The organism is Streptomyces caeruleatus (assembly GCF_001514235.1).
Lineage (GTDB): Bacteria > Actinomycetota > Actinomycetes > Streptomycetales > Streptomycetaceae > Streptomyces > Streptomyces caeruleatus.
On the sequence record NZ_KQ948925.1, the window covers coordinates 123,014 to 138,167 of the forward strand.

16 protein-coding genes are annotated in these 15,154 nt (G+C 73.0%); 6 read left to right on the top strand and 10 right to left on the bottom strand.

Annotated features, from left to right (window positions below; all coding sequences use genetic code 11):
* Position 1: 1 nt before the first annotated feature.
* From AQJ67_RS05495 to AQJ67_RS05515, 5 genes are all read right to left on the bottom strand, one after another.
* Positions 2 to 841, bottom strand: coding sequence for an alpha/beta fold hydrolase (locus AQJ67_RS05495; protein ID WP_062716900.1), 840 nt, complete (start codon positions 839 to 841; stop codon positions 2 to 4).
* Positions 838 to 1,575, bottom strand: coding sequence for a hypothetical protein (locus AQJ67_RS05500; RefSeq protein WP_107122795.1), 738 nt, complete (start codon positions 1,573 to 1,575; stop codon positions 838 to 840). Before AQJ67_RS05500 ends, AQJ67_RS05495 begins: the two co-directional genes overlap by 4 nt.
* Before the next feature lie 54 nt (positions 1,576 to 1,629).
* On the bottom strand, positions 1,630 to 3,168 hold the full coding sequence (locus AQJ67_RS05505; protein ID WP_062716901.1) for a hypothetical protein: 1,539 nt from the start codon (positions 3,166 to 3,168) through the stop codon (positions 1,630 to 1,632).
* Positions 3,168 to 4,373, bottom strand: coding sequence for an FAD-dependent monooxygenase (locus AQJ67_RS05510; protein ID WP_062716902.1), 1,206 nt, complete (start codon positions 4,371 to 4,373; stop codon positions 3,168 to 3,170). Before AQJ67_RS05510 ends, AQJ67_RS05505 begins: the two co-directional genes overlap by 1 nt.
* 264 nt (positions 4,374 to 4,637) lie before the next feature.
* A complete protein-coding gene (locus AQJ67_RS05515; RefSeq protein ID WP_062716903.1) occupies positions 4,638 to 5,699 on the bottom strand; it encodes a DUF3533 domain-containing protein in 1,062 nt (353 codons plus the stop codon).
* A gap of 253 nt (positions 5,700 to 5,952) precedes the next feature.
* Here AQJ67_RS05515 and AQJ67_RS05520 point away from each other — a divergent pair, with 253 nt between their 5' ends.
* From AQJ67_RS05520 to AQJ67_RS05535, 4 genes are read left to right on the top strand one after another with little or no spacing between them, the layout of a single operon-like run.
* Positions 5,953 to 7,299, top strand: a complete 1,347-nt coding sequence (locus AQJ67_RS05520) for an MFS transporter (RefSeq protein WP_062716904.1) — start codon at positions 5,953 to 5,955, stop codon at positions 7,297 to 7,299.
* A gap of 16 nt (positions 7,300 to 7,315) precedes the next feature.
* Positions 7,316 to 7,987, top strand: a complete 672-nt coding sequence (locus AQJ67_RS05525; protein WP_062716905.1) for a response regulator transcription factor — start codon at positions 7,316 to 7,318, stop codon at positions 7,985 to 7,987.
* A gap of 18 nt (positions 7,988 to 8,005) precedes the next feature.
* Positions 8,006 to 9,424, top strand: a complete 1,419-nt coding sequence (locus AQJ67_RS05530) for a sensor histidine kinase (protein ID WP_062716906.1) — start codon at positions 8,006 to 8,008, stop codon at positions 9,422 to 9,424.
* A complete protein-coding gene (locus tag AQJ67_RS05535) occupies positions 9,421 to 10,410 on the top strand; it encodes a TAXI family TRAP transporter solute-binding subunit (protein WP_062716909.1) in 990 nt (329 codons plus the stop codon). The genes AQJ67_RS05530 and AQJ67_RS05535 overlap by 4 nt, the downstream gene beginning before the upstream one ends.
* A 2-nt stretch (positions 10,411 to 10,412) precedes the next feature.
* Here AQJ67_RS05535 and AQJ67_RS47490 read toward each other — a convergent pair whose 3' ends face one another.
* The 5 genes from AQJ67_RS47490 to AQJ67_RS05550 form a co-directional block, all read right to left on the bottom strand.
* On the bottom strand, positions 10,413 to 10,577 hold the full coding sequence (locus AQJ67_RS47490; RefSeq protein WP_159058724.1) for a hypothetical protein: 165 nt from the start codon (positions 10,575 to 10,577) through the stop codon (positions 10,413 to 10,415).
* Positions 10,578 to 10,939: 362 nt separating this feature from the next.
* Positions 10,940 to 11,098: a hypothetical protein gene (locus tag AQJ67_RS47495; RefSeq protein WP_159058725.1), complete on the bottom strand. Its 159-nt coding sequence runs from the start codon at positions 11,096 to 11,098 to the stop codon at positions 10,940 to 10,942.
* Between the two features lie 56 nt (positions 11,099 to 11,154).
* Entirely contained in the window at positions 11,155 to 11,964 is an 810-nt protein-coding gene (locus AQJ67_RS05540) for a class I SAM-dependent methyltransferase (protein WP_062716911.1), read from the bottom strand.
* Between the two features lie 2 nt (positions 11,965 to 11,966).
* Positions 11,967 to 12,893 carry a carbohydrate kinase family protein gene (locus AQJ67_RS05545; RefSeq protein ID WP_062716913.1) on the bottom strand — a complete coding sequence of 309 codons (927 nt, stop codon included), beginning with the start codon at positions 12,891 to 12,893 and terminating at the stop codon, positions 11,967 to 11,969.
* Complete coding sequence (locus tag AQJ67_RS05550; protein ID WP_079055795.1) at positions 12,890 to 13,576, bottom strand: class II aldolase/adducin family protein; 687 nt, start codon at positions 13,574 to 13,576, stop codon at positions 12,890 to 12,892. The genes AQJ67_RS05545 and AQJ67_RS05550 overlap by 4 nt, the downstream gene beginning before the upstream one ends.
* Before the next feature lie 57 nt (positions 13,577 to 13,633).
* Here AQJ67_RS05550 and AQJ67_RS05555 point away from each other — a divergent pair, with 57 nt between their 5' ends.
* Positions 13,634 to 14,302: a TetR/AcrR family transcriptional regulator gene (locus tag AQJ67_RS05555; protein ID WP_062716917.1), complete on the top strand. Its 669-nt coding sequence runs from the start codon at positions 13,634 to 13,636 to the stop codon at positions 14,300 to 14,302.
* 4 nt (positions 14,303 to 14,306) lie between these two features.
* Positions 14,307 to 15,068: a YqjF family protein gene (locus AQJ67_RS05560; protein ID WP_062716919.1), complete on the top strand. Its 762-nt coding sequence runs from the start codon at positions 14,307 to 14,309 to the stop codon at positions 15,066 to 15,068.
* Positions 15,069 to 15,154 lie beyond the last annotated feature (86 nt).

Below are 15,154 nucleotides of genomic sequence, written 5' to 3' on the forward strand. Positions count from 1 at the left end.
GTCAGTGGCCGTGCCGGCCGTGGAGGAATGCGATGAGAACGGCGGTGAGTTCCGCGGGGGCGTCCTCCTGGACGAGGTGGCCCGCGTGGGCGATCGGTTCCCATCGCGCGCCCGGGATCAGGGCGGCGAGTTCCCGTCCCCTCTCCGGGGGGATCCAGGCGTCGTTCTGGCCCCAGCAGATCAGTGTCGGGACGGTGATCTCGGCGTAACGGTGCTGGACCTCGTCGGTGTAACGCTGGTCGGCCTGGGCGATCTGCCGGTAGAAGGCCGCTTGGCCGGGGTCGCCGAGCCAGGGCTGGACGAGCCGGTCGAGAACCGCGGGGTGCAGGCCCGGGCCGCTGGCGGAACCGACGTACTCACGGACGAGGGCCTGGTGCAGTGGGGGCGGCAGCTGCTCGAAGACCTCGGCGTGCTCGCGCACGAGCCGGAAGAACGGGGACCCCCACGGCGCCAGCGCCACCGGGTCGACCAGGGCAAGGGCACGGTAGCGGGCACCGTGCAGCAGATGAGCCCGCAGGGCGACGGCGCCGCCGAAGTCGTGGGCGACGACGAGCGGTTCCTCCAGTTGCCAGTGGCTCAGGAGTTCGGTGAAGACGCGGCCCTGTGCGGCCAGGGACACGTCCTGGTCCGCGGACTTCTCCGACTGGCCGTAGCCGGGCATGTCCCAGACGAACACCTGGTGGTCCCGGGCGAGGGAGCGGGCGATGGCGCGCCAGACGTAGGAGGAGAACGGCGTGCCGTGCAGCAGGACGACGGGAGGCCGGTCGGTGTGTCCCAGCCGGTCCCAGTGAACCTCACCGGCAGTGCTGGCAAACGTCCTGGTCAGCTGCCATTCGCTCATGCATGCCCCTCCGCTTCCTGACCGTGCTGTCCGTGCAGCCCGTGCTGTCCGTCGAGTCCGTGTCCTCTGTCCAGGAACAACGTGGTCACCTGCTCGGCGAGTTCGTCCTGCGTCATCGTGATCCCGACCTGGACGGTGTGCAGTTGGAGACGGCGGGTCTCCGTACGGAGGCGACTGGTGAACATCTGATCACGTTCGGCGAGGTTGCGGGTGGCCTTGGCCGGATCGCTGGTCTTCCGGACGAAGCCCTCTCCCGCCGCGGCCCGGCTCCGGAAGACGTTCTGGCGGAACTCGGGGGTGGGCAGGAGCCAGACGGCGTGTTCGGGAACGGCGAGCAGCGGTTTCACGAGGTGGGGCAGCAGCCGGAAGCCCTCGACGACGACGCACGGCTCCCGCGGCAGCCGGAGGAGGTCTTCGACGATCAGGCCGAATCCTTCGCCGTGATACCAGTGGAACGTGTCGAGCATGGTCCGCGGGGACCGGTTCACCCAGCGTTCGTCCATGTCCATGGCCATGAACCGGTGCAGGAAGGGCGCCTCCTGGGGCGTGGTCCGTCGGGCGTGCTCCCCCATCACGTCGTCCGTGGCGTAGAGACGCCAGCCGTAGCGGTCCGCGAGGCGACGGGCGATCGTCGACTTGCCGGCTCCGCTGCCGCCGCCGATCCAGTAGACGTGCCGCAGCCGGGCGGCCGACGCGGCGGCGTCGGTCACCTCTTCGTCCTGTCCGGACAGCATCCCTCTCCCCCTGCGTAGGCCGGTCGATGCGAGGAGACCCAGTCTGGCGGCTCGTCAGCCGGTGGGGCCCTTCGACACCTCGGCGCACAGGTACGGGCGGGCGAGCAGCAGGCCGGTGCCGGTCAGTGCGATGCCGACGTAGACCGGCGCGAGGTGGAGGAAGTCGGTGTAGTGGATCGCGCCGTGCACCACGACGGCCGGGAGGAAACCCGCGGTCGCCGCCGCGGTCAGGGTCCAGAAGACCCAGCTCTCCCCGCGTCGCCAGCCCCACGCGCTGAGCAGCGTGATCGCGACGGCGGCGGACATCAGCGCGCCGCCGAAGCCCGCCCGGTCGTGGGCGACGAAGGGCACCAGGTGGGGGTTCACGGCTTCCAGCACGGGTGTGCTGGTGCCCAGGAAGGTCAGGTCGCTCGGCACGAACACCCCTGTCAGACCGACCACCGAGATCACCGCTCCGCCGGCGAACAGCCCGGCTCCGGTGACGATGAGCAGCAGTTGGCCGACCAGCGCCCGCCGTCGCTCCGGCTCCGGTCCTTCGGGCGCGAGGCGCCATCGCGGCGTGTGCGGGGTTCGGCGTACGGCGGCCAGGTACATCGGGAACAGCACGACGGCGGTGGCCGTGTGCAGGGGTTCCACGAAGCCGGTGGCCAGGAAGTAGAACAGGGTGGGGAAGCCGATCGCCCCCGAGATGAGGTACACCTCGCGGGCCCAGGGCCAGCCGCGTCTGATCCCGCCCACGGCGAGGCCGGTGTAGAGGGCGCCGATCGCCACCATGGTGCCGGCCATGGTGATCCGGTCGTGCTGGAGGAAGTGCACGAGGTGGTGGTTGGCGGCATGGAGTTCGTGCAGGGTCATGCCGAGGTAGTCGCGGTCGTACCAGAGCAGTACCGGTCCGAGTGTGATCAGCGCGGCGCCGAGTCCGGCGCCGGTCATGCCGAGCCCGACGAGCAGTGCCCAGCACCAGGCGGGCCAGCGGCGGGGGTCGCGGCCGAGGTCGCGCAGGCGTGGAGCGGGTGCCGTGGGTGTGGCGGCCTCGGTGACCCGTGCGAACCAGCCGGGTCCGGCTTCGACGAGCACCTCGGGGCGGGCGAGTACGACGGTGTCCGGATCGGCGAGTGCGGCTGCCGCGGCGGTGACCGACGGGTCGGACACGCGGACCAGGTGCGGGGCGTCGTCGCCGGTGAACCCGTCGACATGGGGCGCGAGAGCGGCCTCGGTCTGCGCGTCGCGGGCCCCGACGACCACCGGGATCGAACGCCCGGCAGCGGCCTCCCGTACGGTCTCCACGTCGGCGGCCGACACGGGTGACACCTCGACGACACCGGCCCCGAGCGGGGGCATGGCGCGGATCGTGTCGCGGGCGAGCGAGGGCGGCACCGATATGCCCAGGCGGACGGCCAGGGGCACGCCTGCCGTCTCGCCGGCGAGCCGCTCGGGTGGATGGCGGTGGCCGAAGCCCCGGGCGATCAGTCGTGCGCCGGCGGGACGGGAGCCGATCGAGGCCAGCAGCCGCAGCGCGGTGCGCTGCGAGCGGCGGTCGCCGAGGACGGCTGCGGCCGCGCCGCGCAGTGGGTGGTACGTCCAGTCCGGCATCAGTGGCTCTCGCTCCGGGAATCGCTGTGGCTCTCGCTCGGTGGCGTGGTCGCCGGGTCGTCGGGCGGGGTCCAGCCGAGGATCGGTGTCATGGATCGCAGCGTGGCCCGCGTCGGCGTCAGCCGGGCTGCCGTGTCGCGCAGCAGTACGGCGGGCGGCCATGCCAGCTGGCCGAGCGTGCCGAGGCGGGCGGAGCGGCGGGCGACGGCCTGGGTGCGAGGGCGGCGCTGGAGGTCGTACGAGGTGAGCGCGGCGGTGATGTCCGGGGTGCCGTCGAGGCAGTGGGCGAGAGTGACCGCGTCCTCCAGGGCCTGGCACGCGCCCTGACCCAGATTCGGGGTCATGGCGTGGGCGGCGTCGCCCAGCAGCGCGACGCGGCCGTGGGCGAAGGAGGGCAGCGGCGGCAGGTCGTACAGGTCGTGCCGGAGCACCGAGTCCGGGCGGACGGCGGCCAGCAGAGCGGGGACGGGATCGGGCCAGGCCCCGAAGCGGCGCAGCAGCTCTGCGTGCTCGGATGTGGCGGAGGCCGCTCCGGGTGGCAGGGAGGCGGTGGCGAAGCAGTACATGCGCCCGCCCGGCAGCGCCGTGTAACCGAACCTCTCGCCGCGGCCCCAGGTCGCGGCGCCTTCGGCGGGCGGGTCGGCGAGGGGGTCGGTGACCATGCGCCAGGCGGTGTAGCCGACGTACCGGGGACCTGCCGCCGTAGGCCACAGGGCGCTGCGGACCACGCTGCGCAGGCCGTCGGCGCCGATCACGAGGTCGGAACGGGACTCGCCCCCACGGTGTTCGACGATCACGCCATCGGCGTCGTCGCGGACCGCGGACACTTCGCTGCCCGGCCGCAGGCTGTCGGCGGGCAGTGCCTCGGTGAGCGCCCGCAGCAGGTCGGCCCGGTGCAGGACGACCAGGGGGTGGCCGAAGCGGCGCGTCAGTTCCGCGTTGTCCGTACGGGACAGCCAGCGGCCCCGCCGGTCGCGTACCCCGCCGGTGGCCTCGACGGCGCCGAGTGCCCGGACGGTGCCGGCCAGGCCGAGCGCCTCCAGGGCGCGCAGCGCGTTCGGCCACAGGGAGATGCCGGCGCCGATCTCGGTGAACGCGGGGGCTCGTTCCAGCACTTCGACGCGCCAGCCCCGGCGGTGCAGGGCGATGGCCGCCGCGAGGCCGCCGATCCCGCCGCCGACGACGGTCGCGGCACGCTGCGGCATGGGTCCTCGCTCTGGGCTCTGGGCGCCGCCCTCGGTCGGGCGGCCGTCGATCCGGTGCCCGAGCGGCGTGCGATGCGACGCGAGGCTGCTGAGCAGCGCTTATAGCAGCATGTCGACAGAGGCCTGTCAACGTGCGGCAGGGCACGCGACGGCGTGCCGCGAGCTGCCGACAGCGGGCAGCGACGCGGGTTTCGAAGAGGGGGGGCGGGCTCCGCGCGCTGTCCCGACGGACCGTACGCCGCGGACCCGCCCTCCCTCACCGCGTCAGGCCGCGGCGGTCCGGCGTTCGCGCCACCAGGAGGCCGCCCAGGCGAGCAGTGCACCGCCCGCCGCGTAGGCGCCGAGCACCCAGAGGGCCGACGTGGTGGCGTTGCCCGCGAAGTAGACGGTGTTGCGGACGAGGGTGGTGCCCGCGCCCGGGGGCAGGGCCTGGCCGATGGCGCTCCAGAAGGACGGGAGCAGCGGCGCCGGGTAGACGCCGCCGGAGCTCGGGTTGCCCAGCACGACGAAGAGGAGGACGACGACGCCGGTGCCCAGCAGGCCGAGCAGGGTCTGGAGGGCGAGCGCGGTCGTCGCCGAGGCGAGGACGACGAGGGTGCCGATGCCAGTCAGGGCCCAGAAGTGGCCGCCGAGCGCGTCGAACACCGGCCCCACGATCACCGCCCCGGCAAGGCCCGACACGATCGCGTACGGCACGAGGACGGCGAGCCGGATGAGGGTGCGGTGCCGGTTGGCGGGACGGGAACCGGCGGCCATGCCCATGATCGTCGCGGTGAGGTAGCCGCCGATCACCCAGCCCAGCACGAGGTAGAAGGACGTCATGCCGCGCCCGTCACCGGAGTTGGGTGACCGGATGTCGGTGACGGTGATCTGGCGCTTCTGGGCCGCCTCGATCTTCTGGGCGATCTGCGTGGCGGTCTGCGACACCGACGGTCCGCCGGCCGAGGCGACCAGGAGGGTGTCCTTGGTGCCGGTCGCGTCGAAGAGGAAGGCGGCGTCGGCCTCGCGCGTGAGGACCGACTGGCGGGCGGCGGCGGCGCTGGCGGCCGCCGTTGCCTCGACCGGGTTGCCGTCGAGGGCGTTGAGCCGGTCGACGATCTTCGCGGACGCCTGCTGCGGAGCGGCCACGGCGACCGGGATGCGGTGCGGCGTGGGCGAGTGGAAGGCACCGACGTACGAGACGACGAAGGCGAGCTGCACGAGCAGACCGCCGAGCACGAGCCCGAACGCGCGGAGCGTGACGGCGTCCTTGAACTCGGCGGCGAAACCAGGGGACTTGGCGGCGGAACCGACAGGGGTGTCGGCGGCGGAGTCCGTGGGGGACATGCCCGAAGGCGGGCTGGACTGGGAGTTCACGGGGGTGATCGTCGCACGGTCAGGTGAACGACTCTCTTACCGGGATCTCGCCGCCGCTCCTCGGCCGCCCATCCTCGGCCCCCTCCTCGGGCCGCCCCTCCCCCGCCGCCGCCTCCCGGTGCATCAGCCCTAAGGGAGTGTTAGGACTTCGTTCGCCCTGTTGAACGGCACTGTCGTGCCGTCGACTCTGTGTGCTTCCGGGCCGCAGACAAGGGAGTTTTCGATGGCCACACAGACCACACCCGTGAGCGCGCGGGAGTCGCGCCGCGGTGAGCGCAGGGTCGTCAGCAACATCGTGCGCGGATCGATCGGCAACTTGATCGAGTGGTACGACTGGTACGCGTACACCGCGTTCAGCGTGTACTTCGCCGCCGCGTTCTTTCCGTCCGGCGACCAGACGGCGCAGCTGCTGAACACCGCCGCGGTGTTCGCCGTCGGCTTCCTGATGCGCCCGATCGGCGGCTGGGTGCTCGGCCGTTACGCCGACCGGCGGGGGCGGCGCGCGGCGCTGACGCTGTCGGTGACGCTCATGGCGGCGGGTTCGCTGATCGTGGCGCTGACGCCGTCGTACGGGGCGATCGGGGTGGCCGCGCCGGTTCTGCTGGTGACCGCGCGGCTGTTGCAGGGCCTGTCGGTGGGCGGTGAGTACTCGACCTCGGCCACGTACATGTCGGAGGTGGCCTCGCCCGGCCGGCGCGGCTACTACTCCAGCTTCCAGTACGTCACGCTCATCGCCGGCCAGCTGACCGCGCTCGGCCTGCAGATCGTGCTCCAGCAGGTGCTCAGCGCGACGCAGATGGAGGCGTGGGGCTGGCGGGTCGCGTTCGTCGTGGGTGCGGCGGGGGCGATCGTCGTGCTGTGGCTGCGGCGCGGCATGGACGAGTCGGAGAGCTTCGAGCGCGCGGCGGCCGCAGGGGAGGAGGGCAAGGACGGCGGGCCCGCGCGCGGCAGCCTGCGGATGCTGCTGTCCTACCCCCGGCAGTGCCTGGTCGTGGTCGGGCTGACCATGGGCGGCACGCTGTTCTTCTACACGTACACCACGTATCTGCAGAAGTTCATGGTCAACACCAGCGGCATCGCCAAGCCGACGGCGGCCTGGATCAACTTCTTCGCGCTGCTGGTGTTCGTGCTGCTCCAGCCGGTCATGGGTCTGCTGTCCGACCGGGTCGGTCGCCGTCCGATGCTGATCGCGTTCGGGGTGCTCGGAGCCGTGGTCGTGGTGCCCTCGCTGACGCTGCTTTCGCACACCAGCGATCCGGTGTACGCGTTCCTGCTGATGGTCGGGCCGCTGGCGGTCAGCTCGCTGTACACCTCGATCAGCGCGGTGGTGAAGGCGGAGCTGTTCCCGACGTCGATCCGGGCGCTGGGCGTCGGTCTGCCCTACGCGCTGACGGTGGCCGTGTTCGGTGGGACGGCCGAGTACGTGGCGCTGTGGTTCAAGAACGCCGGGCACGAGAGCTGGTACTTCTACTACGTCACCGCCTGTGTCCTGATTTCGCTGCTCGTCTACATTCGGATGCGCGAGACGTCCGACGGATCGCCGCTGGAGAGCGAGACCCGCGATCACTGACGGAAGGAAGGCGACCGTGCGCGTGCTGCTGGCCGAGGACGACGACGGGGTGGCCGACGCCCTCACCGAGGCCCTGTACGAGCACGGTCATCTGCCCAGTCGGGTCCGGCGCGGCGAGGAGGTCCTCGTCCGGCACCGGCAGGCCGACCTGCTGCTGCTCGACCTCGGCCTGCCCGACCTCGACGGACTGGAGGTGCTGCGCAAGCTGCGTGCGGTGAGCGGCCTTCCGGTGGTGGTGCTGACCGCGCGGGGCGACGAGCGGTCGGTGGTGCGCGGCCTGCGCCTGGGCGCCGACGACTACCTGGTCAAGCCGGTGCGGCTGGCCGAGCTGCTGGCCCGGATCGAGGCCGTCACCCGCCGCGCCACGACGGCGGCCGTGACTGCCGCCGCTCCGGCGCCGCGTACGGTCCGTGCCGAGGACGTCGAGGTCGACCTCGGCGCGCGCCGGGTGACGGTCGGCGGGGCCGAGGTGCGGCTGACCACCAAGGAGTTCGCGGTCCTCGCCGCGCTGGCGGCCAGGGCCGGTACGGCGGTCAGCCGCCAGCAGCTGATGGACGAGGTCTGGGGCGACGCCTACCTGGCCGTGTCCCGTTCGCTCGACGTCCATCTCACCCAGCTGCGGGCCAAGATCGGCCGCCCCGAGGTGCTGACCACGATCCGCGGCTTCGGCTACCGGTTCGGCGGCTGAACGGGCCGGGGATCTCGCATGCGTACCCGGGTACTGACCGTCGTCCTGGCCTTCGCCGTGCTCGCGGTGGCCGGCTTCGCCGTGCCGCTGCTCGGCGTCACCGCCACCCAGCGCACCGAGCAGTTCGTCGCGGCCCGCGCCGCCGACCTGGACCGCTTCGCCGGGCTGGCCGAGCAGGCCGCCGTCAGCGGCGACACCGGCGCGCTGACCACCGAGGTCACCCGGTACACCGAGCTGTACGGCGAGGCGGTCGTGGTCGTCGACGCCCGCCGTGCCCCGGTGGCGCAGACCGGCGGCATGCGCGCGGCCGACCCGACCGTCGCCCGCCTGGTCGACGCGGCCTTGCGCAACCAGCCGGTGTCGCCCGGGGGCACGCTGCGCCCCTGGTCACGCGGCGACAAGCTGCTCGCCCGGCCGGTGGGCACCGGCACGCGGGTGTCCGGTGCCGTGGTGCTGCGGGCGTCGGTTCGGGCCGCCGCGGACGACATCGCGCTGCGCTGGGCGCTGGTCCTGGCCGGCGCGGGCCTGTTCGCCGTGGCCTGTCTGCTGCTCGCCCGCGCCGCCACCCGGTGGGTCGTACGCCCCCTGCACCGCCTGGACCGGGCGGTCGGCGCGCTCGCGGCAGGGCTGCCCGCCGAGCACGCCCGGGAGGGCGGCCCGCCCGAACTGCGCCAGCTCGCCACCGGCTTCAACCGCATGGCCGACGCCGTGTCCACCGCGCTGGAACAGCAGCGCCGCCTGGTCGCCGACACCTCGCACCAGCTGCGCAACCCGCTCGCCGCCCTGCGTCTGCGCATCGACTCGCTCCAGCCCCGCCTGCCCGACTCCGCCACCCGCACCTACACCGGCGTGACCGCCGAACTCGAACGGATGGAGCACCTCCTGGACGACCTGCTCGCCCTCGCCGACGCCGAACACCGCGCCGGCGAACTGGCCGTGACGGACGAACGCGAGGCGTCCTGCGACGCGACGGCGGTCGCCGCGGCCCAGACCCGGCTGTGGCACCCGGTGGCCGAACAGGCGGGCATCCGCCTGGAGTTCCTCCCCGGCACCGCCGTCCCGGCGAACTGCACGGAGGGCGAACTGGCCCAGCTGGCCGACATCCTGCTCGACAACGCGATCAAGTACGCCGGGAACGGCGCCCGTGTCCGTACGCGCTGTTTCGCCCAGGGCCCGGAGGCGGTGTTCGAGGTACAGGACGACGGACCGGGCCTGGCCGAGGGGGAACTCCCGCAGGCGGGCATCCGTTTCTGGCGCTCGCAGCGTCACCGCGAGGTGCGGGGCAGTGGGCTCGGTCTGGCCATCGCCGAGCGGTTGGCGGCCGGCCGGGGCGGACGGGTCGAGTTCGCGACGGCCGAACCGCACGGCCTGCGGGTCCGGGTGGTGCTCCCGCGCGGCGAGCACGGGGCGTCTGGTCCGAAGGGGCCTGCGGCATGACCAGCCCCGCCCGCCGCACCGCGCTGCGCGCCGCCCTCGGCACAGCCTGCACGGCCCTGCTCGCCGGCGCCGGGACGGCCGACGCCCGGCACACGGACCGTGGCCCCGAGGGCCGGCTGCGGATCGCGACCGGCGAGTCCGGCAACTTCTACGCGGCCTTCGGCCGGCTGCTCGCCGCCCAGGTGACGGCGGCCTACCCCCGGTTGTCCTGCGAGGTGATCAACAGCGAGGCCAGCGTGGCCAACATACGGCTGCGCGCACGCCGGGCCGATGTGGCGCTGGCACTGGCCGACATCGCGGGGGCCGCGTACGGCGGCTCGGCACCGTTCGGCCAGCGGGTACCGCTGCGGGCCATCGGCCGGGTCTACGAGAACTACCTTCAGCTGGCCGTGCGCGCCGACACCCGGATCGCCACCGTCGCCGACCTGGCCGGGCACACCGTCTCGCTGGGCGCGCCCGCATCCGGCGGTGCCGTCCTCGGCGACCGCCTGCTGCGCGCCGCGGGGCTGACGCCGGGCGCCGACGTCCGCGTCCGCCATCTGTTGCTGCCCGAAGCGGTGGGCGCCATGCGGGACGGCGCGATCGACGCCCTGCTGGTGTCGGGCGGCCTCCCGCTGCCGGCGCTCTCCGGCCTCGACACCCGCCCCGGCATCCGCCTCCTGCCGCTGGCCGACCTCCTGGCCCACCTGCGCGCCGACGCGGGACTCCTCGCCTCGGGTGTGGAGCCGGTGACGGTGCCGGCCGGGGCGTACCGCGGCACGCCCGAGGTCACCACCATCGGCGTCGCCAACCTCCTCCTGTGCCGCCCCGACCTGCCCGCACCCGTCGCCGCCGCCCTCACCCACGTCCTGGTACGCCGGGCCACCCGCCTTGTCCCCACCACGGCCCTCGGCACACAGTTCCTCGACGCACGCAGCCTGATCTCCACGGGGGTGGTGCCGCTGCACTCGGGGGCGGTGGCGGCCTACCGCGAGCTGCATGGGTAGCGTCAGCGGCGCGAGGCCTGGGCGCGGGACGCTGTACAGAGGCCCTTGTTTCCGACCCAGGGCTGCTCATGGAGGCCGGGGTGGGTCGGGTTCACGGCGTCGAGGGCGTCCAGGGCGTCGAGTGCCGGTCGGACGAACGGCTTGGTGGCCTTCTGGTGCTGGGGCAACTCGTAGGTGGACAGGCAGCCGCCGGGTGCCCCCGGACCCGGCCGAGCCTCTCTCCGTACAGCTTCTGGTAGCCCTTGGACGTCGCCCAGGCAGCAGGAAGGGCGACTCGCCGTGGTACGGCACCGCGTACTGGCCGCCGTTGTACGACAGCGACTCGCGCACCGTGGGGATGAGTCCCGTATGTCGTAGTCGCCTTGGCGGGCGTAGCCGTCGAGGCGGGTCAGCCATCCTCGCGACGCCCAGATCGGTGCCTCGTACGGGCCGATGGCGACGACGTCGTAGTGGCCGGATCAGGGCCGCCGACGCCGCGGTACGGGTCAGTCGTGCTCGGCGTTCGTCCGGCATCGATGCTCCCGGATTGTCACTCGGGGAGTTGCTCCGAGCTTGCGAACGAGACGTAGTCGGACAGGTTCAGGAGGCAGCCGGGGACGCGGTCGGCCGTGGACGCGCCGAAGTAGGTGCCGACCTGTTTCTCGCCGTCGGCGGGGACCCCCATTCCCAGCACGTAGAAGACCCCCACGACCTCGACCAGGAAGGTGACACAGAGATGCCGGCCTGAACGGGGACCCGCACGGCTCAGCGGCGTGCGCGGGCGAGCAGGGCCGCGTGGGGCAGCGCCAGCCGGCCGTGTTCGTCGGTGAACTCCGCGCCGAGGAGGTCGAAGTGGCGCTTGATCTCCGCGCGCATCCGGGGTGTCTGGCTCTGCACGAGCCGGCCTCCGGAGGCTACGCCCGCCGCGGGACCGGCCCACCACTCGGCGGCGTCGGTGTGGTGGTCCCAGCGCAGGGTCTCGCAGGCCGCCTCGCGCAGTCCTGCCGCCGTCATCAGGCCGGTCAGGCCGCTCTCGTCGCGGGAGAAGTCGTCCTCGGGGGCCAGCCCGTCGGGCAGTTGCGGTGGACGTGCCGCGCCCGCTGCCTGGATCGCGCGGCCGAGCAGGGTCTGGCCCGGTGCCGGTGGCGCCGCCCAGATCGTCAGGGCGATGCGGCCGTTCGGCCTGAGGACGCGGCGCAGTTCGGCGAGGGCGATCCGGGGCCGACCTACGTGGTTCAGGACGAAGTTGGCCACGACGGCATCGAATTCCCCGTCGGTGAAAGGGAGTTCGGGGAGCACGGCCAGGCGGACGTCGGCCGTCGGTGCGGCCCGCGCGGCCAGCTCGACCATGGTCGGCTCCGCGTCCACGGCGGTGACCTTCGCGCCACGGGCACACGCGGCGGCCGCGACCGTCCCCGGGCCCGTGCCCACGTCCAGCACCCGCGCGTCCGGACCGACACGAGCGGCGTCGAGCAACCGGGGCACCGGGTGGGCACACAGTCGGGCGTAGCTGCGGGCGTAGGCGGCTCCTCGGCCGGCCCAGATCAGCCGTTCGCTCGCGTCGAAGGCCGTCATCGTCAGCGAGGCTTGTGGGCCGCGGCGAAGGCGTCGGCGGCGGCGAGGTCGAAGTCTCCGTGATCGCTGCCCAGGCCCTGGGCCACCAGGGCCGCCGCGGCGGAGCCGAGGACCGCCGAGTCGTACGGGGTGCGGCCCAGGCCCGTGCCGCGGACGAAGCCGGCCGAGAACGCGTCGCCGCAGCCGGTGGTGTCCACGACGTCGATCGCGAAGGCGGGGACGTTCTCGGTGCCGTCCGGGGTGACCAGCAGGGCGCCGTCGCCGCCGCGGGTGACCGCGACGAGGCCGGCTCCGGCGGCGAGGAGCTTGTGCGCGCCCTTGACGAGGTCGTCCTCGCCGGTGAAGCCGAGGACCTGGTCCTCGTTGGGCAGCATGTGGTCGACGAAGGGCAGGAGGGCCTCGATCTGCTCGAAGCTGCCGAGTGCGCCGGGTGCGAGAAGGTCCACTGACGTGATCACGCCGTGTTCCTTGGCGTGCGACAGGATGCGCGTGGCGGTGTCGGCGCCGATCAGTTCCGGGCCGCCGAGGTGGAGGTGGTCCGCTTCGGCGAGCGCGCCCCAGGGCACGTCGTCGGGGCCGTAGGTGATGTTGGCGCCGAGCAGGTGGAGCGAGGGCCGGTCGCCGTTGGGGCGGATCGGGAGGACGCTCGCGGACGTGGGCGTGTCCGGACGACGGACGAGAAAGCGGGTGTCGATGCCGGCCGCGCCCAGGAGTTGGACCACCATGTCGCCGGTGGGGTCGGAGCCGATGGCACCGGCGCTGCTCACGGAGGCGCCGAGTTTGGCGAGGGTGAGGGCGGTGCCGCCGGCTGTCCCGGCGGCGGTCATCCTGATGTCCTCGACCAGGGTGGCGCCCTGCCCCTCGGGTATGGCCTCGACCGGCCGCACCAACACGTCCAGCACATGTACGCCCAGCGTGACGACCTTCATCGGTTTCCCTCCTGCACGGGTGGTACGGGGTGGGTGGTGCCGTAGTTCCGGGCGAGCGCGGCCTCGATCACCGCGCGTTGCTGCCGCTCGTCGAGGACGCGGGGTTTTCCGAGGGCGGCCGCGTGCTGGTAGACCCCGCACGCCCACTCCAGGAGCAGTGCGTGCTCGACCGCCTTGTCCAGCGTGGGGGCGTGGGTGAGGGCGCCGTGGCTGGCCAAGAGTGCGGCGCTGCGGCCCTCCAGCGCGGTCAGTACGGACTCGGCGAGCTCGGGGGTGCCGAAGGTGGCGTACGGTGCCACGCGCACGGAGCCGCCCAGGGTCAGCAACTGGTAGTGGATACAGGGCAGTTCGTCGAGGACGCAGGACAGTGCGGTCGCCATCGGGGCGTGGGTGTGGACGACCGCGCCCGTGCCGTAGCGGCGGTAGACGCCGAGGTGGAGGTCGAGTTCCGAGGTGGGCGCGAGCGTTCCGGCCACGAGGTTTCCGTCGAGGTCCACGACGGTCACCTGGTCGGCCGTCAGTTCGGCGAGCACCGCGCCGGTCGCCGTGATCGCGACCCGGTCGTCGACCCGCATGCTGACGTTGCCGGCCGTGCCGATGAGCAGCCCCTCGGCCCCGAGTCGACGGCTCGCTTCGGCCACCGCGGCGCGCTCCTGACCCAGCACTGAGCTTGAGTCGGTCATGTACGCGACGGTAACCTAAACCTGAAACAAAGTCACGTTCAGGTTCGGAGGCCGTACATGGGCGATCCCGTCGCGCAGCCCGGCGACGGCGGCCGGCCGCCCGTCGCCCTGCGTCGTACTCCCCAGCAGGCGCGCAGCAAGGCACGGCTGGCCCGTGTCCTGGAGGCCGCGGAGCGTGTCCTGATCGGCGAGGGGGTCCAGGCGCTGACGACGACGCGCATCGCGGCTGAGGCGCAGGTCTCGGTCGGCTCGCTGTACCAGTACCTGCCCGACCGGGACGCGATCGTGGACGCCCTGGCGGCCGGCTATTTCGCCCGGCTGGAGAGTGCCATGGACGACCTGGTCCGGGCGGCGGCGGCCGAGCGGTGGGACGACCCGGTCGGTGTGCTCATCGACGCGTACGCCGCGATCTACCGCGCCGAGCACGGCTTCCGGGCCCTGTGGTTCGGCAGCGGCCTGACCGAGCGGACCCGCGCCGCGGACCGAGCGCACAAACGCCGTATGGCGGACGGCGTCCGGCGCGTCCTGCTCGCCCTCGGCCTCGCCCGGGACGACGAGGCCCTCGCCCGTGCCTGCCATGCCGCGGTCCTCGCCGCCGACGCGCTCTCCCAGGAGGCGTTTCGCCGTGACCCCGAGGGCGACCCGGGCCTCCTCGACGAGGCCAAGTTCATGCTGCGCGGGTATCTGACCGGGGTCGCCGCCCGCTATCCGGGGCTGCCATCCTGACCCGATGCCGAATCCCGCTCCCGTCACCCCGGACGCCCCCGCCGCCATACGCATGCCCCTGCTCACCCAGCAGTGGCTCGACCTCGCCTTCATCCACTGGTCCGTCGAACCGGAGGTCGTGGCGGGGCTGTTGCCGAGGGGGACCGTTCCGGACACGCATGACGGGGTCACGTACGTCGGGCTCGTCGCGTTCCGGATGCATCGGGTCGGCTGGCTGCGGCTGCCCGGGGTGCCGTATCTCGGGACGTTTCCCGAGACCAACGTGCGCCTGTACTCCGTGGACGCGCACGGGCGACGCGGCGTGGTGTTTCGGTCGATGGACGCCTCGCGGCTGATCCCGGTGCTGATGGGGCGCGTGGGCTTCCGGCTGCCGTACCTGTGGTCGCGGATGGCCGTCCGCACGGCCGGCGACACCGTGACGTACACCAGCTCGCGCCGCTGGCCCGGTCCGCGCGGCGCCGCCAGCCGGATCACCGTACGGACCGGTGAACCCATCGAGGAACCCACCGAGTTGGAGCACTTCCTCACCGCCCGCTGGGGCATGCACAACGCGTTCTTCGGCGGGCCCGAGGCGCTGGCGTACTTGCCCAACCACCACCCTCGCTGGCCGCTGTACCGCGCCGAGCTGATCACCTGCGAGGAGAACCTCGTGGCGGCGGCCGGCCTGCCCGCCCCGAGCGACGCCCCGGTCAGCGTCCTCTACTCCCCCGGCGTCCCGGTCCGCCTCGGCCGCCCGGCCCGCCCGGCGGGCATCCCGACGCCCTGATCCGCTGATCCGCTGATCCGGTGATCCGGTGGTGCGTGTCGAATTCCGGAGTCAGGCGGCCTAGGGAATCGCCCGCGTCGGAGTGT